Genomic DNA, 26,697 nt, shown 5'->3' on the forward strand with positions numbered 1-26,697 from the left:
CGGCTAGGATGTTTCATCGATATAAAAGAGGATTTTTTATCAAAAATTCGCAATGAGATTTAGGCTCGTCGCCAAAAAATAGAGTTTCCCGCCTCTAAACGACGACGAGAATGGGTCTCGTCGCCAAAAAATGATGTTTTCCACCCAAAAATGGTGACGAGAACAGGGCTCGTCGCCAAAAATAAGCATTTTTCACCCAAAAATGGTGACGAGAACTGGGTTCGTCGTCAAAAAATAGAGTTTCCCGCCTCTAAACGACGACGAGAACGAGTTTCGTCGCCAAAATTGAGCATTTCTCACCTCAAAACGACGACGAGAATGGGTTTCGTCGCCAAAAAATGATGTTTTCCACCCAAAAATGGTGACGAGAGAACGGGGCTCGTCGCCAAAAAATAGAGTTTCCCGCCTCAAAATGACGACGAGAACGGAGCTCGTCGCCAAAATTGAGCATTTTTCACCCAAAATTGGCGACGAGAATAAGTTTCATCAATTTATATGCTCTTCTAAGTGCGAAACCAAGATAGAACAAAACAAACAGGCTGTTCAAAAGAAGAATCCACTTTTGAACAGCCTTTCTTTTTAGTCAAATTTACTTTGTAAGTCTTCCGCTAATTTAAAAACCATGATTCGTTCGCCGGTGTTTGTACTGATATCTGTGTAAAAACTTGTAACTTCATGACCGGTAATTTCAAAAATGATTTTTTTTAACTCATCTGCACCCGATTCTACCAAACTATTGCGATTCTCTTTGACAGACAGCAATCCTTCCTTATCTTTACAAAGTGAATATTCGGCTGGGGTTAAAATCCCACGCAACGAAACAATAATCATATCACGTAAAATATCTGATTTTACAGAAATGGACCCGCGTCCTAGATATGTTTTTTCCCAATGTGTTAAAGCTTTGCTGATCTCTGCCTCAAGCGCTCCTTTTGTTTTCTCCATCATCTTTTCCCTTTCTTTATCTATATCTCTAAACCATCATGATAAAATTATATCAAATAACGAAATGTATCCATAATTTTTTTCAAACTTCCTTTTTACTACATTTTTGCAAAAGGAGCAATGCTCAAATTTCAATCATCACGTCCAGCTTATCCATTGGCCGTCCGAATCGATAGAAGCAAGTCGAATCCAACCGTTAGTCAGTTTTTGTTTCAATAAAGAATTTCCTTCAAGTAAACGCTCGATGTATTTTCTTGGGGCTTGAATAACAACAAGCAATCGTAATGGTTCATGAAAATATTCACGATCTGACTGCATAACCGATTGCCATGGCAGACCTGTCAGTAAGTCACTGGCATTCCCCTGCATGACACCAATACCGGCAGTTACAGTCTGGGTTGTTTTATTTCCGCTTCCATAATAATGGGGTGCAACGGTTGAAGCATAGTATTGCAAATTTATCCACTGGGCAACCGTTACCGGACCGGATATAATGTTATTAAGGATGGTGCCGTCCTGGTCCTTCCGCCAATCATAATTGTGTAAGAACGAGCGCCCCTCCAGGTTACAAGCTTCAGTTAATTTCCGTTCACCGATAATAAAACTGGCATTTTTGGCTAACCCCCACTCCGGACGAACTTCACTCCAGTCTTCTGCTAAACGTCTTGCTTCCTTACTTGGGTCTCTATCATTGCGTTTATAAGACGGTATTTGACCTATTCGCTCTGCATTTGCTTCTTCATGAACTTGAGGAAGTGCAGCTTGAACTTGTTCAAAAGCCTCCTTTGCTCTCTCTGAAAGATTTGGTACATCCAACCAGCGTAATTCATCAAGTGATGTAATATGCTCAGCAGCCACAAACACCGTGTCATGTGGAATGACAATTCCTTCTTCAGCTAATGCTTTTCTAACTTCCTGATCGTTACACACTGAAGTTAATACTCTTGCATTAAACCCGCTTGACGCTCCCCCGCAAGCACCACAATCGAGACTTGCCGCATATGGATTATTCGTACTAATACTTCCATGGCCGCAAATAACGATAAGCGGCGCAAACTGGTCCATGAGTCCCATCGTCACTAATGCTTGCCGGGCAAAATGAATTTTTTCCTCCTTAGAAAATCCTGTTGGTATAGACTGTGTAGCTCTTTCCTTCCGATCCAAAGTAAGTTGGGTGGCAGGTTTCTTTGCCCATGATTTTCGCATTTTTCGTAAACTATTTCCGGCTCGTCGTGGCATAAAACTTCTCGCCAACGTTTGTAAACTTAACCAAGGACCGCTAATTTCCGGAAGTAACATACTTGACATTAATTGCTGTTTTAAGTTTTTAAAGGTATGTGAAAAGGAACCGGCTACCTGTTGTCTTTCTAAATAATTTTTTAACTCGGGAACAGCTGACGTTTCCCGAATTTTATATTGTGGCTTAAACATGACCGGCAAAGATGGATGAACATGGTCACTCCCAAGTTCACATGTTTCGATCGGTAGGCCAAAAAACCCGGCAGTTCCAATTGTTTCAAACGGACCGACTTTTTCCAATTTACGTCGGAACGGCTCCGAGCGAACATCGATACAAAAGACAAATTGCGCATTCGGTTTCGTTACATGATTATTAAAAGGATTTTTTCCAGTAATGATTCTCCGCAGCTCATCTTCATACGTTTCCTCCCATGCTTGTAACCATAATTGATTACGGACAATTTCATCAAAATGAAGTGCTAACGAGAGCCTCGATTTTATTTCAGAAAAAGACAAATGAAACCAACTATCGGCAGGCAATTCTCCCCAATTCACCCATGATTGTAATAGTTCTTCCATCATCCCTGTTTGGTTTTGTTTTTGCTCTGGTAAAGGAAGGTACTTTTTGATTAATAGCCATTCGGTCGTAAGTCGAACAGCCAAGTATTCGGTAAGCAAATTTTCCTCACCTTGAACATTTTCTGCTCGCCAAAGCATCATCCCCGCCCACCCCGGTAAACAAAGCAAATGAGCTTCCAAATAAGATTGAATTTCAGAATAAGGAATGCCAAGTTTTAACAAGGCTTCCTCAAGTGCAGTCGTTGCAGCTTCAGGGGTTTGTAATAATTCATCACGATATTGTTTAAAATTTGGATCTAATTGCGCAGAACTTCTCCATGCAAAATAAAATCCATTTTCCCGGTAAGGCATTGACAAAACTGCTTGAGAGCGATCCAAATACAATTTACACCACTTAATCATATATTGATTTAATAGATTCGCGGCTTTGAGGGTGCCAATTTGTTCCAGTTGCTGACTCAAAGTTTTAATAAATAATTTTTCTTCTATATCATGACCGAGCCGTACTAATTTCTTGGCCACTGATTTTATTTCCGGGCTCATATTCTTTTTCTTGCCATCACTGAAATCCATTAATGCTGGCAAACAAAATTTCTTTGCTAGATTATCGGGTAATTCTGTGACATTCCTCTCAAGCCATTGATCAAGCTTTGCAATTAAATGACCTTTATTAATTTTCCCGGATTCCCAAGCAGATTTAATCATTTGTTTATCGGGGAAAATATCTACATCGACAATCCCCTTTAATTTCCTTGCCACTTGTTCAAAAGGAAGAGATTCCATACCGTCCCAAGGATTCCGTGCCGCGAATTTATCAATCGGGCCGTAGGGGGAAATTACTTTTGCAGCAGAACTTACCAATTCAACAAGATTCAGACTTAGTAAATCCGCTTCTTTTTCAACTGTCATTTGTTTAGCTAATGTTGTACTCAACGGAAGCTCCCTCCTTGCAAAGGTATTTGTGCTAAATATTTTGGATGGCTTTCAATTAATTCTTGATCCGGTTCCCCTAATCGAAGCAACCAAAAATAAACTTTTGCATAAAGCGGTGAAGAACGGTGGCTCATTAACCAAGCACTAAATAAACTTCCAAGTGTTAAAATGAGTAAAACGAAAACACCGGCAATAAATGAGGATGTCCCGGCAACCGATTCATGAACTTCATGCAAAATTTCATGAAATCCCCCTTGTACAATCAAATATACCGCTCCCGTTCCGATAAACAGCAACCCGCCAACAAAACGACCCATTTGTTCGTTGCTCCTTGCAACAAGCTGAACCCATGAAAATGCAACCGACCAACCTAAAATAATGGCACTAACCAATTGATAAGAATGATTAGGAGAAGAGAACCAAATGGCAATTCCTGAACCTAAACCAAGTATAATTCCGATAAAAATCAAAACCGGTGAATGATGTCCGGTTGCCAGCTTTATCTTATCTTTATTTTGATCAAAAACAGAACCCGATTGCAGGAATAAGGTAGCTTTAAATAATCCGTGAAGCACCGCGTGGGTAATGGCTGCCGCATATGCCCCTAAGCCGCACTGAATAAGCATAAATCCCATTTGGGCAATCGTAGAACCGACAAGTTGCCGCTTGTAATCGACTTGGACCAGCATGATACCCGTTCCAATTAATATAGAAAAACTGGAAATAACAATTAGAACGGTTTGGGAAAGATTCTCTTGAACAAGGGGGGCAAAACGGGTTAACAACATTCCCCCTGAATTGACAATCCCCGCATGCATGATTGCCGAAACCGGTGTCGGTGCAACAACGGAATTTAGTAGCCATTTCCCAAAAGGCCATTGAGCTGCCGGTATAAGAACCGCTGTAACCAATAACAAGTTCATCCCGGTTTTTTCCCATGAATGTAAAATTTCTGTCTCACTAAGAGCCATTGATAAATGCCATTCACCGGTTTTTTCGCTTAGCCAAATGACCGCTGCCAATAGGAAAAGCCAACTAATCAAAAACATTCGACCGGAACTCAGTGCTGCTTTTTTCGCTACTTGCCATTCCCGCTTCAAACCAATTAGTAAAAATAATCCGAATAAAGTGGCGCCAAAAAAGAACAACAACAGACGGAGATCATCACTAAACCAAGCAAGTGCATTGGAAACAGTCGTCAGTGTAAAAAGAATGAAGTATTTTCGATAAGACCGGTCTCCAAATAAATAACGGACAGAGAACTTTTGTAAAATAAGGCTAATTGTTAGAACAAATGAGGCTAAAACCCACGATAAAGAGTCTAGTCGCCACGGTCCTATGACAATACTTTCATGTAAATAAAATATTGCCAAGAGAGCAATGATCGGCCCCGGTACAAGTAAACACAGGTGGATTTGTAAAAACGATAATGGTATTTTTGGATGCAACAGGATCATTCCGCTTATAATTGGGAATGCAATCATGATAAAAAAGACGTTCATGATGAAATTCGGTTCAATTTGTGCATGCATGGAAATCCCCCCTGTTGCGATATAATTTTTTTCGAAGCTGTCTATCTTTACAGTTCATCCTCATTTATTTCTTTCCTTTCCAACACAACTTTGACAAATAAAAAACCGACAATTTCATCCGTTGTATGGCATTCAATTACCATAAAACGTGGAAATTGTCGGTTTACGATTAACGAACCGGTCCTCGGTTTTTAATCCGTCTACCTATTATTCAATTAATCTGGGCAATAAAAATGACCCGATCTATAATATTATTTCAAATAAAGTACACCGTTCAAAAATGTAATTACCGTTACATCCTTTTTCATACCGCCAATTCATCATTAACGATATGCTAAAGGTTCATTACATTCAAAACATAATTTTATAAGTTATAATACTAATTCGAAAATCATCTGTCAAGTAATTTATTACATTCATTTTTTGTAGGTTCCTTTGCAGCTACTCTATTTCATTAACATGTTCCATACCGGATTAGATTTTTACTTGAGTTTCGCGCCCCAAAGACAGGTTGGGATTTCGTCGTCAAAAATGAGAGTTTCTCACCCAAAATGTCGACGAGATGAGGTTTCGCTGATTTATTTGTTTGACAAGGTGCGAAACTTAAGTTTTATATTATCTTTATCAGAATACCAAAATATAACGAATATTGTTTATATTTTAGATACAATCTGTTAAAATTCCGTAAATAGCCGATTGCCGGGCGAAAACTTCTCACCCGCTAACCGGAACATAAATAAAATTAGGATTACAAGTCGATTTTCTTTTCAATTAAGTAAGCTGTTCCTAAATAGAGTACAATCAATTCAATAATATTATATATACTTGATGCAATATTAAGCTTGAATATGCCTGTTTCTGAACTAATGCTCACCTCGTTACCTATACTTATTTCAAAATTATATAACTCTTCCATCGTTCCCATTTTAAATGTGTTAATATCAAAATAATAAGGAAACAGCTCAATAATTTGGACTTGGATAAATGCTAGAAGTCCGCTTAAAACTAAAAAGATAACAAACCATAAGCCGCCAATTTTTTTATTTCTAAACGTTACTCGGCCAAGTGCCATTGAAAAATAAATTAGAATAAAGAAATTAGCTAAATTGAAGATTCCACCAATAACACCGATAATTATTTCCTTCACTGAAACGACTTGACCTACAGCTTTGAACAGTTCGGAAAAATCAAACTCAGAAGTGCTAAAAATAGAAATCATCATTAAATTATATAAAAAGATGGCCAGCCCTAAAATAAAAAACCAAAACATTGCAACAAGTAACTTCGCCCCAACGATTTGATTTCCCGTTAAAGGAAGCGTAAAGGTTAAGTAACCACGATCTTCATATAATTCATTTTTGAAAGAGCTGACTATATATAAAAAGGTTGCCAAGCTCGTACCAAACAGGACGAGTACAGAAAGTGTCATGAAAATCGCTCCGAAATTCAAGAAATTTGAACTATCTCTTGAATACATATAAATTCCGGTAATTAATATCAAAACCAATGCTAAAATCCCTAATAAAATTTTGTACGTGCCTTTAATTTCATATTTCATTAATTTAACCACGTATAACTCACCCCTCACCAAATATTTCTTTATAAATTTCTTCTATTTGTTTAGCTTTTTCTTCCCTAAGTGCTTCTGCATTTCCAGTTAAAACGATCTGTCCATCTTTTAAGAAAACAACTTCATCAAACATGCTCTCCATATCTCTGACCAAATGTGTCGTAATAATCATTGAGCTATCTTCATTATAATTATTAATAATCGCATCTAAAATCTGGTCTCTAGCTACCGGATCAACACCGGCAATCGGTTCATCCAAAATATACAACTTTGCATTTCTCGACAAGACAAGAGCAAGATTTAATTTTTCATGCATCCCTTTTGATAAACTATCAATTTTCATACTTCTGTTCAAATTCATAAAAGCCAGCAATTCATTAAACTTTGCTTCATCAAAATCTGTGTAAAAATCTTTGTACATATGGCAGGCATCTTCAATTCGCATCCATTTATACAGAAAATTTCGATCAGGTAAATAGGAAACAGCAGATTTCGTTTTCACCCCGACTTTATTTCCGTCAATCAAAACTTCTCCACTCGTTTGCCTTAACAGTCCTGTTAAAATTTTTATCAGCGTCGTTTTTCCGCTGCCGTTCGGTCCTAGGATACCGACCACTTTTCCTCGTTCAATATTCAAGTTAACGTTGTCCAATGCTGTTTTGTTTGCATATTTTTTTGTCAGATTGTTTATTTCCACGATATTGCTCATATGCTCTCCTCCTTATTGGTCCATTCTGAAACCATTTTTTTTATCGCATCTATTCTAAAACCAAGACTTCCCATATCGAGGAAAAACTGATTTATCAGTTCGGCTGCTCGATCCTTTTTCAAGTTTTTTATTATATCTGTATCCTCAGTTACAAACGTCCCCATGCCTCTTTGTGTAAAAACCAGTTTTTCCCGCTCCAGTTCCTGGTAAACCCTTTGAATCGTATTCGGATTTACTTTCATCTCTTTTGAAAATTCTCGTACAGATGGCAATTTATCACCCCCATTTAGTTCGCCCGATGCAATTTTTGTTTTTATTAGGTTCATAATTTGAATATAGATTGGTAAATTACTATTGAATTCCATTTTTTCACCCCCAATACCTCCGTGTCTTAGTGTACTAATCAAATGGTACACTAAGACAATTTCCATGTCAAGAAAATCGAGTCATTTTTTCCCAAAGTCCACTTTTTATTTATTCCTTGACCTTATTGTTTGCCAAACTATAAGAAAAGCGCAGAGCGCCCGCTTAGCGACGTACAAACTGGAGCGCCCCGCAATGAGATAAAGGAAACACGGCGAGTGACGAGCCGATGTTGACTTATCGTAGTGGAGGGGAGTGAAGTTTGCTAGTCGCTGGCGCTCGGAGCTAGACAATAAAACTAATTCCAAGTTATTTACTTGTATTTTTATACTTTCTTATCTTTTAAAGAAAACTCGGCGATTGCCGAGCCTTTAGGCGAAAGCAAAGCCGCAAGAGCACTTATACTTAATTCTTAAAATTTCCAACTACGTCGAATTCGCTTCTTTGCTGGTAATTTATACTTTCTTAACGTATTAAAAAAGAGCCGACCATTTCCGATCGACACCTTTTGTATAGTTCATTTATTTGCGCTGTACTCCCAACGTAATAAGTAAAATGACAAAAAATTTCATTAAATCACTTTACTTTTCCTTAAGAGTCGAATATTATTAAAATACGAATTACCAGAAAGCGAGGGATGTTTTATGAAAAAGCAAGTTATGAAGGATAACAAGCAACTGAACATATTTGCACAGCCCTCGTATCTATTGTTTGTAATTCTCCTTTTTGGGAATGGTAGATATCTTATGGGCAGTGCCGGCTCATAGGGTTTTATTTTTCAAGGACCGTATGTGCGGTCTTTTTATTTTGCCAAAATTTACCTTTCCTAGGAGGAATCGAAATTGAACTTACAAGATTTAGGTTGGAATGAAACACTACAACAGGTTTTTACGAAATATCAGCAAGATGGATTTACTGTAGGGAGAATTACCCTTGAACATAAGAATATGTATCGAGTTATGACTGACAATGGCGAATATTTTGCCGAAGTATCCGGAAAATATCGTTTCGAAGCAATTTCTCGAGAGAATTTTCCTGCAGTTGGGGATTGGGTTATTCTTACTGAGCGAATAAATGAAGAGAAAGCCACGATTCACCACTTATTGCCAAGATTTAGTAAGTTTTCGCGAAAAGTAGCCGGAAATACAACAGAAGAGCAAATTATTGCAACTAATATAAATACAGTCTTCATTGTTCAATCTTTAAACCAAGATTTTAATCCAAGGAGACTTGAACGCTATCTATTAATGGCTTGGGAAAGCGGCGCAAATCCCGTTGTCGTGCTGACAAAAGCTGATTTATGTGATGGTATTGAAAAATATAAAAGTAGTGTAGAAACTGTAGCTTTTGGAGTGCCTGTCCATGTAGTTAGTGTGGTCAATCAAACCGGTTTAGAGGAGATTATGGAATACTTTGAAACTGGAAAAACGGTTGCTTTACTCGGTTCTTCAGGTGCCGGAAAATCAACTTTGACAAATTATCTTTTAGGTGAAGAAAAACAACTTACACAAGAAATTCATGAAGGAGACGGACGTGGAAAACATATTACCACTTACCGCGAGCTAATCTCGTTACCTAATGGCGGATTAATTATTGATACACCCGGAATGCGGGAACTCCAGTTATGGGAAGCAGATTCCGGTCTTTCCGAAAGTTTTAAAGATATTGAGGAACTTGCGAAACAATGCCAATTCCGAAATTGTTCACATCATAATGAACCAAATTGTGCTGTGAAAGCTGCTGTTCAAAGTGGTGATTTAGATGAAAAAAGATTGCAAAGCTACTTTAAATTACAGAGGGAACTCGCTTATTTGGAACGAAAAAATGATAAGCTTGCCCAAGTGGAAGAAAAATATAAGTGAAAAAAATAAATAATCAGAATAATCATAGAAAAAAGCCAATATAATTAAGTTATTTTCATAATTTTGCTCTAAAAAGTACATGGATTGGATGGCCAAACTTGTGAACATTTTGGTCTGGATAGCAGTAAGGTTGGATACAATTGGCAAGCCACCAATTGCTTTACCTAACAGAATTGGTAAATTGGAAAATGCGAGTGACCCAAAGAAAATTTGAAGAAGCTTTCAGTCAAGTTTTTCAACTGAATAAAAATGGAATTGGTGCTATTACAAACCAAAAGTATTTTGGTTTTAGCGCTAATTTCCATTTTCCTTGATTTGGAGCACCTTTGATATATCAATCGCCCTTTGTTAATGAGACCTATACTCAATAAAACAATTTTTTGGGGAAAACATTTATTTTTCCTTTGATTTGTGAAAAAGAGATCCCGTTTAAGTTGGGATCTCTTTTCGTTCTTAACGAATTGATTTAATATATCTTCTCATATAGAGTGCCATCCAACCGAATGCCAAGAGGATTACTCCCAGCACCAACAAATTGTATTCGTTTGTTGCTGTACTTGGAAGTACATACCCTTCTTCCGGCAAAACTGTTTTTGCAGTTAAATCTTGGTCAGATACAGTAAAAGTACTAAAATGTGTTGTGTTAACACTTACTTTTCCTTCTTTATAAACAGCACCCGGAACTAATTCCCATTGTTTTTTTGTTTCGTTAAAGTAGTAAACATTTAGTTCTTTCAAATGATCATTTCCTACCTCAAACGTAATGGTAACCGGTGCACTTAGATTAGTAATTTTCGCTCCGTTTTCATCTAATATGTTAAAATCATATACGGCACTCACTGCTTCTTTTATATCTTTCATCCGCTTCATCTGAACTTTAACCTTGCTGTCAGGAAAGACCGAAGCCGACATTTGAAGTGAAACATCTTCATTAGTTAATAGGATACTAACACCTTTTTCTTTTAATAAGCGAACTTGTTCTTTTGTTAAAACGAATTCAATATTTTTACCGGTTACTTCAACTATTAATATGCCATTTTGTTTTAATATTGTAATTGAATTATCGTCGATTGTCACCTTACCATTTTTCACAGTTGCATTCACTTTAACATTTTCCTTTAACTCTGACTCAGGTGTTTGTTGATCAGGATCTATCGGTTTTTGTCCACCATCCGACGGGTTTTCCGGATCTGTTTGATCAGAATCCCCCGGGTCTGTATCTCCCGGAACCTCAGGTTGTTCAGATTGATCACATGCCAAAATAATCGTTCCTCCAAGGTCTCTTGAAGGCATTTTAACCGTTATCTCACCTTTGTCATTTACTGTATAGGTTTGTCCGCTATACAAATCCGTTACAGAAGCACCTGCAGGATAATCAATCTTAAAAGTTGCCTCTTTAGCTTTCTTAGAAGTGTTTAATCCGACATAGAGAGAATCCCCTAAATACTCCCGTTTAAAAATAGAATATTGTTCTTCGTTCCCACCTCTAACAAATGTTCTTGTTCCTTTAGAAAATATTTTTGAATAGTCTTTTCGAATGTTTAATAGTTTTTTGTAATGATCATGAATGGCTACTGCTGTTTGATCGCCACTTTCATATTTATCCCACGGCATGGAACCTCGGTTTTGGCCAAACTGTTTTATAACATCGCCTTCTTTTTCCCAATCAGCCTTTCCGGATTTTCCTAATTCTTCTCCGTAATAAATGACCGGTTGTCCTTTAGAAGTAATTTGCAAGGCTGCAGCTACTAAGAGTTTACCTACGTCACCGTTAACGTATTCTGATAAAAACCCATTTTGGTCATGGCTACTTAAAAATTGTCCGAATGTTGCAGTATTGTCTATTTTTGCATTACGCTCCCTCAGATATTGTTCTACTCCTTCAATATTCCCGTTTAAAAATTCCTTCGCTTTTTCTTTAAAATCAAAATCTAACAGTGAATCCATTTGTCCTGAACGGAGGTAACCTCCATCATTATTTATACTTGCTCCCCAATATTCACCAATTAGTTTAAAGCCGGGATCAATTGCTGTTAAAGTGTTTTTAAACGCCATCCAAGTCGTTGGGTCGACATGCTTTACCGTATCGACCCGGAAGTAATCGATTGTATCTCCCCGATCCGTTCTTGCCTTTTCCAACCAAGCGGTTTGCCATTCAATGATTTTTGCACGAACGGCAGGATCTTCTGTTTTCAAGTCAGGCAAATGATCGAGTTCACCACGAACAACCGGGTCTTCATCAACATCACGAAGCATCCCTTCAAGACGAGCTCTTTCCACATCAGTCGGTAAATATAGTGCATCTTGTTTCCAAGTTTCTTCAATATCCTTCATTCCGTAACCGGCATGATTCAAGACGACGTCCACCATAATTTTAATGCCACGGTCATGGGCTTTTTTAATAAGTTCCTTAAAGGTATCTATATCACCTAATGTCGGGTCTAATGATGTGAAATCTTTTGCCCAGTAGCCGTGATAAGCAAATTGTTTAGCCTCTAATCCATCGACGGTTTTGAAATCTAATCCTTTATTAAAGTCAATATTATCAACAATTGGTGTAATCCAAATTGTATTAATCCCTAAATCTTCAAGGTAATCAAGCTTTTCTATAATTCCTCGGAAATCCCCTCCATGATAAGCTTCACTGTGGGTAGGGTCATAACCGTGCTCCGGATTATTACTCTTGTCCCCATCATAAAAACGATCGGTTAACATAAAGTAAATCCGAGCCTCATCCCAATCGAAGTCCAGCTCCCCTACCGATGTTCTTGGTGCCACATCAATTTCAACAGTTTGATCATGTTTATTCCCAAATTCATCAACAAGAGTTATTTTAATTTCTTTTTTACCGGCAACAACGGTATCAGCCGCAGCAATTGTTAATGCTTGTAATTGGGGATCAATATTTACTTTCGGTGGACCTCCTAAAGCTGTGAGGTCAGCATACATTTCTTGAAAACCAATCTTTTCCTCCGAGTCAATATCGAAAGAAAGAACTGCATTTTCATTATATGTGATCTTATTTGGACTAGTTTTTGCATTAATGGATACGCTAGGAATCGTGTACGTAATGGTTGATTTTCCATCAATTGTATTTTTCGGATCTGTCACTTCGCTAGTCGTACCATCTTTTGTAACCAGGAAGCTGTATTCATAACTTCCGGGTTCGAGATTTTGTAATGTGTATGAAAAATATTCATTTTTCTTATCATAAACCATCGAATATTCTTTTCCAGCAATTTTTACTTTTACATCATCAATGGTATCCATTGCATCATTAGCGAATAATGTTTCATCTCGATAATAAAAGGTTACATTTCCATCTTCTAAAATTGGCCCTTTTACTGTCGGAACAACATATTGTCCGGGAACTCCTGTAACAACGGTAACTTTTGTTATAATAGAATCCTTGTCAATTTTTATATTGTGATCATCGCTGTCAGGTGAAATTTTTGCCGTATTCCAATCTGTCCCTTTTCGGATTAAGAAACCGATTGATTCCGTTGTAGGAGAAATTTCAATATCTGCAATTGCCGTGTCACCTTCATATTTTTGAAAGTCAATTTGGTCATTTTTAACTCCGGTGTTCCAAACCCAAATGTTCCAATCTGTAAAATCTTTATCAGGTCTTACATATTTAAGACGGACATACCGCTTCACGTCTTCTTTTACAGTAACGGTCAACGTTGCTTTAGCTTCACCGGATGTGGCTGTAATGACAATAGTGCCGGGCTTTTTACCGGTAACTTTACCTGTCCCATCAACAACGGCAACGGATTCATCTGATGATGTCCATTTTATTTTTTCTCCTAACATTTCTTGATCAAATTGGTCACGTACAACAGTAGATAATTGTGTACTGTATGATTCAAAAACAGATGAATCTCCATGAATTGTTATCGTTTTCGGTACTAATTTAGTGACATAAACCTTAATAGTTGCTTCGACATTTCCTGCAGTTGCTGTAAGGATAGCATCTCCTTCATTTAACGCAACAATTTTTCCATTTACAACTTTGGCTACTTCATCATTAGACGAAGACCAAGTAACTTTTTCGCCTGTTAAGATTCGGCCTTTTTGATCTTTTACATAGGGCACGATTGTTTTCGTATCGCCTAGGTTTAAAGCGATTTGATCGATGTTAAAATCGATGGATGAAACTTCCGGAGTGTATTCTTCTTCCGCGTCATCATATAGAACCATCATTGAGAGCGGAGCAACAGATACTTGATTGCCATTAATTGTCCGGATTGTTTCTGTACCTGCCTTTTGATCATCAACGACCACTTTCCATTCAGAGTTAGAAGGCAAGGCAATTTCCTTTGTAGTATTATTAGCATTATAAATAACGATAATATTTTTCCAAGAATCGTTATTGGCAAAATTCTTCAATTCGAATACAACTATATTACCATCTGATTTTATCACTTGAAGATTTTGTTCAATAGCTTCTTTTGTATCTAAACGAAAGGCAGGGTGAGATTTTCTTAATTCAATCAGACCTTGGTAATAATCAAATACAGGCTTATATTGATCTTTTAGTTCCCAGCGAATCATATTGATGCTGTCTGGGCTTTTATAGCTGTTATGGTCACCATACTTACTTCTTAATATTTCTTCACCGGCATGAATAAACGGAATACCTTGTGATGTAAGTACAATGCCATTTGCAAGTAGACTACGTTTTACGTATTCATTATCTAAAACATTGTCTTCGGTAATGATTTCATGAGGACTCTTTGAAACATCGATATTTGCAACTTTCATAATCTTATCCCATAAATTTAAATTATCATGGGCTGTAACATAGTTAATGCTTTCAGATGCCCGGTTCGTAAAATCGTCAATGGCACCTTTTACTCCTTTGACAATATCACCTTCTCTTCCTGCGGCACCGGTGGCAAATCCTGCACTTGCATCATCACTTCCACCTTTAATTGCACTGCGAAAATTATCATTGAAAACAGCATATCCACGATCCTTTTGTGTTCCTTTATAGTTTTGTAAGGAAGAATCTAAGCTTGAAGTTCCTCCTGTCCAAGGCTCCCCATATATTAGAATAGATGGATCAACTTCCTCTTTTAATTCCTTCGTTAATTCAGTCATTGTTTGTTTATCGATTAGGCCCATTAAATCAAAGCGGAAACCGTCAATTCCGTATTCTGAAGCCCAATATTTAACAGAGTCTTTAATGTATTTTCGAACCATCGGCCTTTCAGATGCTACTTCGTTCCCAGTACCGGAACCGTTCGTAATTTTCCCTTTCTCATCCGTACGATAATAATATCCCGGAACGATAAGATCAAAAGGTGATCCTCCCTGTAATTGAGAACTTTCCGGGATATATGTATGGTTATAAACGACATCCATAATGACACGGATTCCTTGATCGTGTAAAGCTTGGACCATTTGTTTAAATTCTTGTACTCGTGCTGTCGGGTTTGTAGGATCAGTAGAGTAAGAGCCTTCCGGAACATTAAAATGAACCGGGTCATATCCCCAATTAAATTTTGGATCTTTTGAATTAGAATTATCCACGGTTAGCTCATTCACAGATCCGAAATCATAGACCGGAAGTAGGTGAACATGAGTTATTCCTAATTCTTTTAACGAATCGATTCCTGTTTTTATTCCGTTCGGTCCGGTTGTTCCTGTTTCTGTAAACGCTAAATATTTCCCTTTATTTTCCTCGCTTATTCCGGAGTTTTTATTAATCGAAAAATCTCTAACGTGAAGTTCATAAATGACTGCATCAGTGGCAGAAACGAATGGTGGCTTCACGTCAGGTTGGAAATTTTCAGGGTCTGTACTGTTAAGGTCGATGATTGCTCCTCGCTGACCGTTTGCAGATGTAGATCTGGCATAAGGGTCTACAGCATAATTTGTTGTACCATCTGCAAATTCCACTTTATACATATAATATTTATTTTTCAGGTCATCTTTCATTGTTACAGACCAAACGCCATTTTCCGCACGTGTCATAGGTGTTTCTCTTCCGTCCGTATGATCGGTTACGAATGCGCCGTCATATTTACCGGCATTTTCATAAATGGCAACGCTTACTTTTTTCGCAGTAGGTGCCCATAATTTAAATGTTGTTTTCTCCGGTGAATATGTATATCCAAGATCGTTACCTTCATAGTAGAAAGAATCATCATTCAATATATTACGCATAATAACTGTTGTACCTTTATAACGATCTGCTTCAACACGATAAATATTCTGAACGTTCACTTGTGTTGGATCTGTGATGGTCAGTGTACCTTGTGTGCTTGAAGTCTTTGTAAAAGTTGTAGGAATTTCTTGATTCGTTTCGTTTTCTATTAATCTAAATTGATCACTGTCTTTTAAATCTGTGTTTACTGTTAAATGGATCGTATCTTTTGCATCCATTAAAGCAACTTCTATTTTTACATTATCTACATTATCTACTAAACTAAAAACAGAATTTCCATCTTTTTGATTAGGGTTTAGCGGATCTGTTGTTGATTGGTCCCAACTTCTGTTATTTAAGATAAACTTATACTGGTGTTCCCCATATGACAAGTCCTTCAGGTTTGCTGTAAATACTCCATTTTCCAAGGTCATTTCAACGGCGGTATTTAAATCCCAGTTATTAAATGAACCAATTACAAATGCACGGGTCTCCCCTTGATTCGGGGAATAGTTAAATGTCACACTCCCGTCTGAATTAATGATTGGGCTTTGAACACCCAACGCTTCTGTGCTAACGTTTGCACTAATTATTGCACTTGAAAACAATTGTAGCACTAAGGTGAAAATCATTGTTAAAGAAAATAGTTTTAATCTCTTTCTCCACAAATCGGCTCCTCCTCCTTGTTTTAATGTTGATTGAGTGATAAGTTTGCCTATTTCCAACAGAAAACATAGTAGTACATTAATTAGGAAAACTAGTGCAAACGTTTTCACTACCCCACATATATTAGATTACCATTTTTTTTGATTTATGGCAATTCTATTTTTAAAAAAAATTATTAATTTGTTATATTTGTCATATTAGTAACTTGGAATTAACTGTTTTTTATTTCATGAACTAAAATTCGATTTCAAAATTGTATAAAGTAAACAATCAATATATTTATGTTCTTAAAATGATTAGATTTTCGCTTCGGATTACTATAACTAATGTAAGATATCTTGTGGTAAAAAATGGGCTATTTAAGAAATTAAAGTAGAAACAACTTCTAAAGCACAGGTAGAAAATCTTTTGGTATATAAGGTCAGAGCCATAGCATACAGCAAAGTGAAACAATGCTTTAGATCGTTACAGACACCTGATGCAGAAAATGACTTAAGAGTAGCAAAAAATTTGTATCAAGAATAAAAGCAAAGGAAAGTGATTTTTTTGGGGATTTATGATGAAATAAAATTACATGAAATTATTGCTTATAGCTTGGTTAATCTGATCTTGCAAATCTTGATGAAATCCAAATTTTTTATTTCCCCATATTCCTACTTATATATTATTATAATTTTGTTAAGTTTCCTGATATTATCTGAATCTCTTGGCATTAAAATTTATAAAGATTAGAAAAGAGCCTATAATAAAAAGGACGTTATTAAGATGAATCAAGATGTATAAAAAATTAAGCTTTCATCTTAAGCGTCCACTTCTATTTATATTCAAACATCAATTATACAGATTCCTCGAAAGTAATTTTTGGCTTATTAACAAAATGGGCAATTCTGCTTTTAAAGATTGGAAAAAAGTATTCTGCTTCTATATAATGCCTCGGTATACTGAAAATAACTTCTTGTCCATAATCATAAAATACAAAATGCCATTTTTTTAACGGAAGAAATAAGAACCTGTCTTGCTTTGCCAACACTTTCTTTTCGAATTTTACTTCAGCAATGCTTTGTAAATCGATGTACTCCCCTTCGTTAAACCAAAAATAATCCAAATAGTAACCTCTTATTCTTGTACGCACATTTTTTTTAATCTTTTTAGCTTGAAAATATTTTAATAAAAGCCATATTGGTGCAAGGATAACTGGAATTATAAACCAATCACTTACCAATACTAAAAAAAACGAAGATATAAATGATATCAATGCTATTGTATTATTCTTTTTGTCAAAAATCGGAATATAATCATAGAAGATTTCATCAATATTCTTCTGATGTTTTTCGCGAAGGAAGTTTTGAAAATCAGTTACGTGTTCATTGAAAGTTTTATTATCCCAAGTTTCAAAATCTGTATAATGATCGTCAAGTCCGACGAGGTTGTAAGAGGTTGGAATAGATCCTGTATGATAAGCTCCTATTAACATTCGCATCCAACCTTTACTTTTAAATACAGGGTCTGCGGACTTAAACCGAACCACATAGTACATCAAGTTCTCATCAAATTCATATTCCTTCCATTCAAAAGAACCCATAATTTCCACTTCACTCGGAAATTTTTCAATTCCATCTTCATGGTTGTAAAAGATAAACCTCGCCGCTTCAGTCACAAAATAATTTTGAAAAACGGGATCTCTTGGTAAAAGTTCAGGCTTATTCTCATTAATAATTATAAAGGCTTCCTGTGAACCATCTGTACTTTTTAAAATTTCCTCTATTTCTTTTATCCCTATTTCAAGACCACGCTTCCACATTAATTCGATGTAAATTAGTCGAATCTGATTATCTTTCCATTTTAAAATGTTCTGTAAGGCATATGCCTCTTTATCCGTGCAAAACGAAAAATATAACGTTAATAAAAATCTTAAATTATACCGTATTTTTAAATACGAATCCTTCCAAACTTCATATGCCAATTCTTGTGTATAGATTTCGTGTTTTTCTAAATAAATGGCAAAAAGCTCCTCAAGTTCATTGTGAATAAATTCTTTATTTAGAGGGTAATGCTCGGCTTTAAAGTATTGTTTTTCAATACCCATTGCCACAAAATAATGATAACACCACTCATACCAAGGATGAAAATACACTTGATGTTCCAGCAAAACATCAAGTAATATGATAGTAGGCTCCTTTTCTTCAAGGATTCGGTTTCGTTCCTCATACTCCGGTACAAGCGAAACATGGTCATAAAACTGATGAAAAGTCTTCTTATAAAGGGAAATAGCTGATTCTGTATTTAAAACCAATAGAAAACTTAACACTTTTATCGCTGCTCTTAGTGAATAGCGTAGAATGTTCTATTCAATAACCGGAACCATATCTTCATGTATAAAAATACAAGCAGCTGTAACTAGAGCATATGATGGATTGTCCCATTCATCCTCACATAACGGTTTTATTTCGGCTGCTTTTTCCAGAAGCAAACACGCATCTTCCAATTCCAATTGATATTCCCATTTCTTCAAAGCTTCTATAGCTTTTTTTCGAATTCCTAAATTTTCTTCTTCCAATTGGTCGAGGATTACCTGCATTTCAGCATTCATCTTAATTATCCACCTTTTGCATGTCATTCAATCTTGATTTAATTTTCTGTAAAATTCCAGTCATAGATGCCTGTTCTAATCCCTATTCAACTTTTCTTATCGCTAAGCAAAATCCCACTTCGAGTATGAAATAATTTTCTTTTAATCATTAAATAGTTTTCAATTTCGTTCATTAAGTAAAATAAGTTTGCTCGCGTCTCAAACTCTTCTCTTGTTGCTGGCAATTCCGTTTTTCGTACCATCTCCCAACAATCTTCCAGTTTTTGCAAAGACAGTTCAGTTGTATCGCCGGAGTGCACATTTTTACTCAAAAACGCTAAAAAGTCAGCAAACATTTCCTTTTGTTTTACCTGGAGCTCCAATGATGAGACAATCGGAAGCATTCGTTTTAACAGCTCCAATTGCCTTTCCCGCATTTCCAAATAAAATAAGTCCTCATATTGTTTCCGAATCAAATGATTTTCGACATCTCTCAGAGCAATATTTTTTGCTTGATTGATAATATCTTCCGCTTCTATTAGTTCTTTTCCATTCCAGTTTCGCTCATGGTTTCGCAAATAAGCTGAAAACTCATAAAGGATAACACTGAACCGCTGCTCAATTTCTTCTTTAAAATTCTGGATATCCTCTTTGACACTTGGCATGTAGCTATTTACTAAAATAGCAATCCCGATTCCAATTAAAATGATATAAAATTCATTTAGCATAATTTGAAAATTCGTCTCCTTCAATGCATAGAGATGGAGGAAAACGACCATACTTGTGACAAAGCCACCTTGAATATGAAATTTGACCAGCAAAGGAACAAATAATAGAATAAAAACTGAAAAAACAATTGGATTATAACCAAAGACCTCTAAAAACAATCCGCCAAGAAGTAAAGACAACAGGCATGAAAAAAACTTGCCTTTAATTGTTTCCAACGACCTTTTCCTAGTTCTCTCAATACACATAATCACAATAATCCCGGCAAATGTAGAAAATTGTAATTGAAATAAATCAGCCAACCAAATGGCAAGTCCTGCACCCACTGCTGTTTTCAATGTTCGATAACCCATCCCAGTCATCCAAACGCCTTCTTCCTATTAAAAAAGTCTTTCCCGATTGGTTTTTTGGAAACTTTATTTTACTATGATAACAGATTTTTAACATATGGCTCAATATCCAATGAACTTACCGGTGGTTCAAAATTCTTTATAAATCCTCAAATCAAAAAAGCAACCAGCGTATGATTCCGGTTGCTTTTTTTCTACTGGTTAAAGCCAAGCATTTAAGTACTTCTCTTTTCCATTACATTAATGCCAATTCCAACAAAAACAACGCCCATTAAGATTAAAATACTCATTGGCTGCAACAATTCACCCCAAGACTCTCCATAAATGGTGGCTCCTTTTAAAGCTTCCATCCCGTACTTAATCGGCATGAAATCCGCCAATTTCAATAAAACCGGTGAGGATACAATCTCAAGCGGCCAGTATGCACCGCCAATCATTGCCATACTGACCGAAATCAATGGGATAAGGGCATTGAATTGCTGGATATTTTTTACAACACCTACAAGAAACATAGATAACGAGACAATTGAAAATACGTATGGTATTAATACAATCAATGTTTTACCGAATCCTCCATAAAAATTTACCCCGGCAAAATAACGAAATACAAAAAATAATAAAGCGACTTGAATGTAACCAAGTAAAAAACTATAAGCAAGATTTCCTGCATACATTTGCCATTTTTTTAACGGGGATAAAATCAGCCGGTCCCAGACCCCCTCCAGTTTTTCTTGCAAAATATGAAGCACATTATAGGAGATCGTATAAATGACAAAAAACAAGGACATTCCAAAGAGAATTTGTAATTGGTTATCGATAATGACCGTCCCTTTTCCCCGGAAGGAATCTGTATGAATAGTAAAAAGAGAGTTATCATTTTTTATTTGTTTGATGATCTCTTTGCTTTTTTCATTGTCGGCAACTTGCTCATTGATCTGTTTTTCAATTGAGAAATCGGAATAGACGGATTGTAAATAGTTTCTAATCAGCGGTAAGTCTGATGTTTTTGCGGCAATGACAATCTCGTACCCATCTTCCATCAATTTCACGGCTGCACCTCGGTCCCCTTCACTTACCTGCTTTTTCGCCTCGGCTTCCGTCACTATGGTGAATTGGAATAATTTTGAATCCTTGAGCTCCTTCCATAAATCAGTTGTCTCAAAATGATCTATATCCGTATAAATAGGGACTGCTATTCTCGAATATTGCGAACCACCTATGAAAAAAGCAAAAAGCATACTCATAGCCGTCATTCCGATAAACAGTAACGGCTTCCTGAAAAATAAACGAAACTTAGTTTGTAAAATACTGATCATATCGCTTCCCCCCTCTTCGGAAAACTAAACGCGGCAACTGACAATAAGACTATTCCAAAAACGATTAAATATAACACATGCTCAAAAATTCCCGTTATACCGGAGCCTTGCAACACTTTCAATAATGCAGTCATTCCTGCTCCATTCGGCGTTAGATTCCCAATAAACTCAATAATTGGTGAAACTTCCGCTAATGGTGTAAAACTTCCGCCAAGTAATGAAAATAAAGTGACGAGAATGCTGCTGAAAAAACCGGATGCTGACTCGCTGTCTATTCGGTAATTTACAGCTGTCAAAAGTGCCGCAACACCACCAATGGCAAAACTTAATGATAAATTTAGAACAAGAAATGCGGCTAAGTCTCCCCAATATACATGAAAAATAAGGGCAGATACCCCGTATAAAATCAATTGTTGAATGAACGCAATTAACATCGTCGAGAAAAAGATACCGATGAAGTAAGACCATCTCGATGTATTTGATAAAATAATCCGATTAAATACGTGTAACTGTTTTTCACGATAAGCAAAGGAGCTAATGTTTGATGCCACATACATGATAAACATAACACTCATTCCAACCGTGTAATATTGCATCGAATTGATCGGTTCTTTTTTAGACACCGTTTCTATCGTTCCGGTTATCGGTTCAGTATCCAATTGAATGCCATTTTTTCCAACAATCGTCATCGTTGTAAGCTGTTTTTGAAATTGTCTAATAACATCTTCAACAAGGTTCGAGGTGCCTTGTTTTCCTTCATTTTTATAAAGCTGCAAAGAAATTTCTGCCGATTTGTCAAGAAACACTTTCGATAAAAGATGATAGGTGAATTTTTCCGGTATTTCAATAATCGCAGTATAGTTATCGTCCTTTTTCACCTTCTCAGCTTGTTCCGGTTTGATTATTTCAACTTCAAAGTACTTTTTTAATTCCTCACTGCCAAAAACATCTTCTGTTAATATCGCAACGGGTAATAAACTTTGTGCACCGGTCTTCATTGACGTTTCCGCTTCTGTCGGTAGCCCGGCATTTTCTATATCCTTTATAAATTGTTGTAAATCTTCCTGTTCATTATCATTATTTATAATGGCTACTTTTGCGTGAATATTTGGTGAATCACCTTTAAGAACCCCACCAAGCGCAAAACCTAGTATTGCAATTAAGACAATCGGCATTAAAAGAAGGACTAATAGTTCTTGGCGATTTCTTATCATTACTAGTAAATCTTTTTTTATAAAAGGAAAAATCATCAATATCACCCCCTGCACTAATCCCTAAGTGCCCTTCCCGTTAAATGAAGGAATACATCTTCAAGCGTTGGTGCCTTCACTTCTATCGAGATTAATTTTGTTTTCGTTTCTTCTGCGTAATGGGTAATCGCTTGAAATAGATTTTCTTCTTTTGGAACGATGATTGAAATTTTTTGATCTTGAACTTGTACTTGTCTGATATGGGGATCTGCTTTTAACACTCGAGTTAATTCATCTTTTATTCTTTCAACTTTAATAATAATTGTATTTTCCGATGAGAGAATATTTTTCAATTCTTCTTTTGTTCCTGAAGCAATGATATGACCTTGATCCATAATGTAAATTCTGTCACATAAAAATTCGACTTCCTCCATGTAATGGCTCGTATAAAGAACGGTCATCCCTTGCTCCCGATTGAGTCGTTTAACTGTTTCCAATATATAATTTCTTGACTGCGGGTCGATTCCTACAGTCGGTTCATCCATAATGATCATCTCCGGTGTATGCAATAATGCGACACCTATATTCAATCTTCTTTTCATACCGCCTGAAAAAGTTTTTACAAGATCCTTCCTTCTATCGGTTAAACCAATTTGTTCCAAAACTTCATTTATTCGCAGTTTCAATGTTGTTCCTTGTAAGCCGTAGATTTTGCCAAAAAACTGCAAATTTTCTTCAGCGGTTAAATCGGTATATAATGCGATTTCCTGAGGAACAACACCAAGGATATGCCGAATTTTTTCAGGTTGTTTCACGATACTTTCATTATGCAAGCGAACGTCACCGGATGAAGGTGTAATTAGTGAAGATAGCATTGAGATTGTCGTTGATTTTCCTGCACCGTTTGGTCCTAATAACCCGACTATTTCACCTTTTTCTAAATACATATTCACACCGGAAACAGCTTGAACGTTCTTATATTTTTTTGATAAATCCATTATTTGTAACATGGAATCCCCTCCCGTTTTCTTTATTTTAAAAGAACATTTTTAACTGCAACACTGTCGGTAGTCATTTTTTAGGTTGGAAAAGATGACTTAAGTCATTTTGTAAAACGGCTTAAAATACGTCACTTTTCTATTGAAAAAATAAAAGCTACCCTTTATTTAAGGCCGATGCAACTCTTTGTGCATGAGACCTTGTAAGGCAGCTCTTATGATATGTCGTTTTTACTTTATCAGTGAAATAACTATCAGCATAAATAGGACAACTGTTATGAGACCATAAGGCTTACGTTAGCACTTGTGTAAGGCAGCCTTATGATATGTCGTTTTTAACAGCAAAAATCGCCAGTTGGGTGCGATCACGCAACTCCAATTTTTGAAGAATTTGTGTAATATGGTTTTTCACCGTTCCAATGGATAAATAAAGTTCTGCGGCAATTTCCTTATTTGTTTTTCCTTCACCGACTAGTTTGGTAATGGCAAGTTCACGAGACGAAAGGGGAATGTCTAGTTTTTTCTCAGCCTTGTGTAAAAGTCGCGGCATCATTTTTGCAGCTACTGCTTCATGAATAGGCAACCCGCCACGAATACAGCTATAAACAGCTTCAATCAAAGTCTCACTGTCGGAAGTTTTCAATAAAAATGCATTTGCACCGTATTTTAATGCTTGAATCGCATACTCGTCATCATTAAATGTTGTTAAAATTAATATTTTCACCTGTGGAAAACGTTCTTTTATGATTCGAGTTGCTTCAATTCCGTTCATTACCGGCATGCGGATATCCATCAAAGCAAGATCAATCATTTGTTCCTCAACACATTTTATAGCTTCCCGGCCGTTACTTGCTTCTGCCACAACGCGAATATTACCATCCTGTTCAAGCATTAATTTTAACCCTTGCCTGACGATAGATTGGTCTTCCACGATTAAAATGTTCCACATATTTGCCTTCTCCTTTTTCTCAAAGCCCGTTTTTTATCCTTGTTCTGTCACCGGAATCATTCCTTTTACAATAAAATGTCCTTCCCTTTGCTGGATTGAAAGTTTACCGTCCAATTCTTCAACCCGCCTCCGCATATTTTGTAAACCAAAACCTTCTTGGAACGTTTTGTTCTCGTGTACTTTATTTTTAATGGAAAATTCAATATCACCTACCGCATTTCTTCCCAATTCAACATATACTTCCCTGGATTGTGCATGACGCATAGCATTTGTTAGTCCTTCTTGAATGACACGATAAAGAACAACACTTTGCTCATTGGTCAATTTAACAGATAAAATTCCTCGCTTCGTTGTTAATTGAACAAGAATATGGCTTTCCAACTCTAATTTCTTTATCAATTGCAAAATCGTGGCCATTCCTTCAAGCTCTCCGGTAGTGAGCGTTCTCACGGCAAATCTTGTCTCCGCTAGACAATCTTTTGCCAAGTCTTTTAGTTCCTTATATTCTTCTTCTCCCTTCTCCATTGATAAAATTTCCAATTGCATAAGGAGTGCAGTAAGCTTATGTCCGACCGAATCATGAATTTCACGAGCAATTTTTGTCCGTTCTTGAAACCTTGCCTCCTCTTCAGAAAGAGCGGCCACCCTTTTTAAGCGGCGATACTCTCCCAGCAGTTCTTCATAGATTTTTCTTTGCTCTTTTAGCCCCGAGGCAAGACCGTTTGTCCGGTTCGCAATATAGTAGAATAGTAGAGAAAGTATAAACCATACTCCTGAAAGCTTGCCAATGATTAAAAAGCTAAGAAGAGATATACAAATAAGTACCGATAACCATTTGAATTTATTTTCTTCTAAATCAAAAATCGCCATTACTGAAAAATAGAATAGCAAGGCCAACACATACGGGTTTATTGTAAAAAAGTAAAGGGCCAGCAATAATAAAAGATTTAACAGGAAGAGCATAAATTGTCTTTTTGTAGAATTCTGAAAAAAATACACGGCCATGACTGCGGCACAAATTAATAATGATCGAACAGATGGTACCGTCCCTTCTGAAAAAAAGAACAAACCCCAAAGTACGATTAATACTGAAGTACGGATAAGAAATGCTTTCATAACACGCTCCAAGTTTTTCTTTATATTACTACTATACCAAAAATCCGTCAAAAGCTTTCTAAATCATCAAATCAGCTTTTTGACAACCCCCATCTCTAAAGAATTGGCTTTCTCGTTCGGCTGTAGCGGTTCTCTTGGAAAAAATATACATAAGTCCAGTTTCTTGTCACAAGAAGGGTCATCCGCATAAAATTTGGGACGAGATGGAGCTTTGTCGACAACAATAGGTGTATTATTTCGCACAAAATTTGGGACGAGAAGCGCTCTCGTCGCTAAAAAATAGTGGTTTTCACTTCAAAAGGGTGACGAGATTCAGGCTCGTCGCCAAAATCAAGCGTTTTTCGCCTAAAAATGGTGACGAGAAAGAGTCTCGTCGCTAAAAACGAGCAATTTTCGCCTCAAAATGGTAACGAGAAAGAGTCTCGTCACTAAAAACGAGCAATTTTCGCCTCAAAATGGTAACGAGAAAGAGTCTCGTCGCTAAAAACGAGCAATTTTCGCCTCAAAATGGTGACGAGAAAGAGTCTCGTCGCTAAAAATAGGAGTTTCCTGCCCAAAAACGACGACGAGAAATGGTCTCGTCGCCAAAAAAAGGGGTTTCTCGGCTCAAAACGACGACGAGAAATGGTCTCGTCGCCAAAAAAAGGAGTTTCTCGGCTCAAAATGACGACGAGAAAGAGTCTCGTCGCTAAAAAAAGGAGTTTCCCGCGCAAAAACGACGACGAGAAAGAGTCTCGTCGCTAAAAACGAGCAATTTTCGCCTCAAAATGGTGACGAGAAAGAGTCTCGTCGCTAAAAAAAGGAGTTTCCTGCCCAAAAACGACGACGAGAAAGAGTCTCGTCGCTAAAAAAAGGAGTTTCCGGCCCAAAAACGAAGACGAGAAATGGTCTCGTCGCCAAAAAAAGGGGTTTCTCGGCTCAAAACGACGAC

General features: G+C 36.8%; 19 protein-coding genes. 2 read left to right on the top strand and 17 right to left on the bottom strand.

Annotated elements, in window-relative coordinates; translation table 11 throughout:
• Window positions 1-192 precede the first annotated feature (192 nt).
• The 7 genes from LIZ98_RS01795 to LIZ98_RS01825 form a co-directional block, all read right to left on the bottom strand.
• Window positions 193-441 (bottom strand): hypothetical protein, encoded by a 249-nt coding sequence (locus LIZ98_RS01795; RefSeq protein WP_227202917.1) that lies wholly within the window; start codon window positions 439-441, stop codon window positions 193-195.
• 138 nt (window positions 442-579) lie between these two features.
• Window positions 580-945, bottom strand: coding sequence for a Na-translocating system protein MpsC family protein (locus LIZ98_RS01800; RefSeq protein WP_034768556.1), 366 nt, complete (start codon window positions 943-945; stop codon window positions 580-582).
• 138 nt (window positions 946-1,083) lie between these two features.
• A complete protein-coding gene (locus LIZ98_RS01805; protein WP_375293558.1) occupies window positions 1,084-3,672 on the bottom strand; it encodes a DUF2309 domain-containing protein in 2,589 nt (862 codons plus the stop codon).
• Between the two features lie 20 nt (window positions 3,673-3,692).
• Window positions 3,693-5,228, bottom strand: a complete 1,536-nt coding sequence (locus tag LIZ98_RS01810) for an NADH dehydrogenase subunit 5 (RefSeq protein WP_095142453.1) — start codon at window positions 5,226-5,228, stop codon at window positions 3,693-3,695.
• 748 nt (window positions 5,229-5,976) lie between these two features.
• A complete protein-coding gene (locus LIZ98_RS01815) occupies window positions 5,977-6,798 on the bottom strand; it encodes an ABC transporter permease (protein ID WP_034768551.1) in 822 nt (273 codons plus the stop codon).
• A gap of 7 nt (window positions 6,799-6,805) precedes the next feature.
• Window positions 6,806-7,507: an ABC transporter ATP-binding protein gene (locus LIZ98_RS01820; protein WP_034768549.1), complete on the bottom strand. Its 702-nt coding sequence runs from the start codon at window positions 7,505-7,507 to the stop codon at window positions 6,806-6,808.
• On the bottom strand, window positions 7,504-7,872 hold the full coding sequence (locus LIZ98_RS01825; protein WP_034768547.1) for a GntR family transcriptional regulator: 369 nt from the start codon (window positions 7,870-7,872) through the stop codon (window positions 7,504-7,506). Before LIZ98_RS01825 ends, LIZ98_RS01820 begins: the two co-directional genes overlap by 4 nt.
• A gap of 840 nt (window positions 7,873-8,712) precedes the next feature.
• Between LIZ98_RS01825 and rsgA the strand changes: the two genes are divergently transcribed.
• A complete protein-coding gene (rsgA, locus tag LIZ98_RS01830) occupies window positions 8,713-9,732 on the top strand; it encodes a ribosome small subunit-dependent GTPase A (protein WP_227139633.1) in 1,020 nt (339 codons plus the stop codon).
• A 453-nt stretch (window positions 9,733-10,185) separates the two neighbouring features.
• On the opposite strand, the gene pulA is transcribed toward rsgA, so the two are convergent.
• The 9 genes from pulA to LIZ98_RS01875 all read right to left on the bottom strand — a co-directional run bounded on the left by pulA (window position 10,186) and on the right by LIZ98_RS01875 (window position 25,766).
• Window positions 10,186-16,554, bottom strand: coding sequence for a type I pullulanase (pulA, locus tag LIZ98_RS01835; RefSeq protein WP_227139634.1), 6,369 nt, complete (start codon window positions 16,552-16,554; stop codon window positions 10,186-10,188).
• Between the two features lie 833 nt (window positions 16,555-17,387).
• A complete protein-coding gene (locus LIZ98_RS01840; protein WP_227139635.1) occupies window positions 17,388-18,644 on the bottom strand; it encodes a hypothetical protein in 1,257 nt (418 codons plus the stop codon).
• Between the two features lie 252 nt (window positions 18,645-18,896).
• Window positions 18,897-19,142, bottom strand: a complete 246-nt coding sequence (locus tag LIZ98_RS01845; RefSeq protein ID WP_034768535.1) for a hypothetical protein — start codon at window positions 19,140-19,142, stop codon at window positions 18,897-18,899.
• Window positions 19,143-19,228: 86 nt separating this feature from the next.
• The gene (locus LIZ98_RS01850; RefSeq protein ID WP_227139636.1) at window positions 19,229-20,209 is read right to left on the bottom strand and encodes an aromatic acid exporter family protein; all 981 of its coding nucleotides are present in this window, start codon (window positions 20,207-20,209) and stop codon (window positions 19,229-19,231) included.
• Between the two features lie 203 nt (window positions 20,210-20,412).
• Window positions 20,413-21,513, bottom strand: coding sequence for an ABC transporter permease (locus tag LIZ98_RS01855; RefSeq protein ID WP_108897654.1), 1,101 nt, complete (start codon window positions 21,511-21,513; stop codon window positions 20,413-20,415).
• The gene (locus tag LIZ98_RS01860) at window positions 21,510-22,763 is read right to left on the bottom strand and encodes an ABC transporter permease (protein WP_227139637.1); all 1,254 of its coding nucleotides are present in this window, start codon (window positions 22,761-22,763) and stop codon (window positions 21,510-21,512) included. The genes LIZ98_RS01855 and LIZ98_RS01860 overlap by 4 nt, the downstream gene beginning before the upstream one ends.
• Before the next feature lie 17 nt (window positions 22,764-22,780).
• On the bottom strand, window positions 22,781-23,713 hold the full coding sequence (locus LIZ98_RS01865) for an ABC transporter ATP-binding protein (RefSeq protein ID WP_227092504.1): 933 nt from the start codon (window positions 23,711-23,713) through the stop codon (window positions 22,781-22,783).
• Window positions 23,714-24,020: 307 nt separating this feature from the next.
• Window positions 24,021-24,650: a response regulator transcription factor gene (locus LIZ98_RS01870; RefSeq protein WP_227139638.1), complete on the bottom strand. Its 630-nt coding sequence runs from the start codon at window positions 24,648-24,650 to the stop codon at window positions 24,021-24,023.
• A gap of 33 nt (window positions 24,651-24,683) precedes the next feature.
• Window positions 24,684-25,766, bottom strand: coding sequence for a sensor histidine kinase (locus tag LIZ98_RS01875; protein WP_227139639.1), 1,083 nt, complete (start codon window positions 25,764-25,766; stop codon window positions 24,684-24,686).
• A 507-nt stretch (window positions 25,767-26,273) separates the two neighbouring features.
• Here LIZ98_RS01875 and LIZ98_RS01880 point away from each other — a divergent pair.
• Window positions 26,274-26,510, top strand: coding sequence for a hypothetical protein (locus LIZ98_RS01880; protein ID WP_227202919.1), 237 nt, complete (start codon window positions 26,274-26,276; stop codon window positions 26,508-26,510).
• Here LIZ98_RS01880 and LIZ98_RS01885 read toward each other — a convergent pair.
• Window positions 26,507-26,697 (bottom strand): hypothetical protein (locus LIZ98_RS01885; protein WP_227202921.1); only part of this gene is annotated, 191 nt, incomplete at its 5' end. The genes LIZ98_RS01880 and LIZ98_RS01885 overlap by 4 nt on opposite strands.

The sequence above is a fragment of the Caldibacillus sp. 210928-DFI.2.18 genome (genome assembly GCF_020554505.1).
In the GTDB taxonomy this organism is placed as follows: domain Bacteria; phylum Bacillota; class Bacilli; order Bacillales; family Caldibacillaceae; genus Caldifermentibacillus; species Caldifermentibacillus hisashii.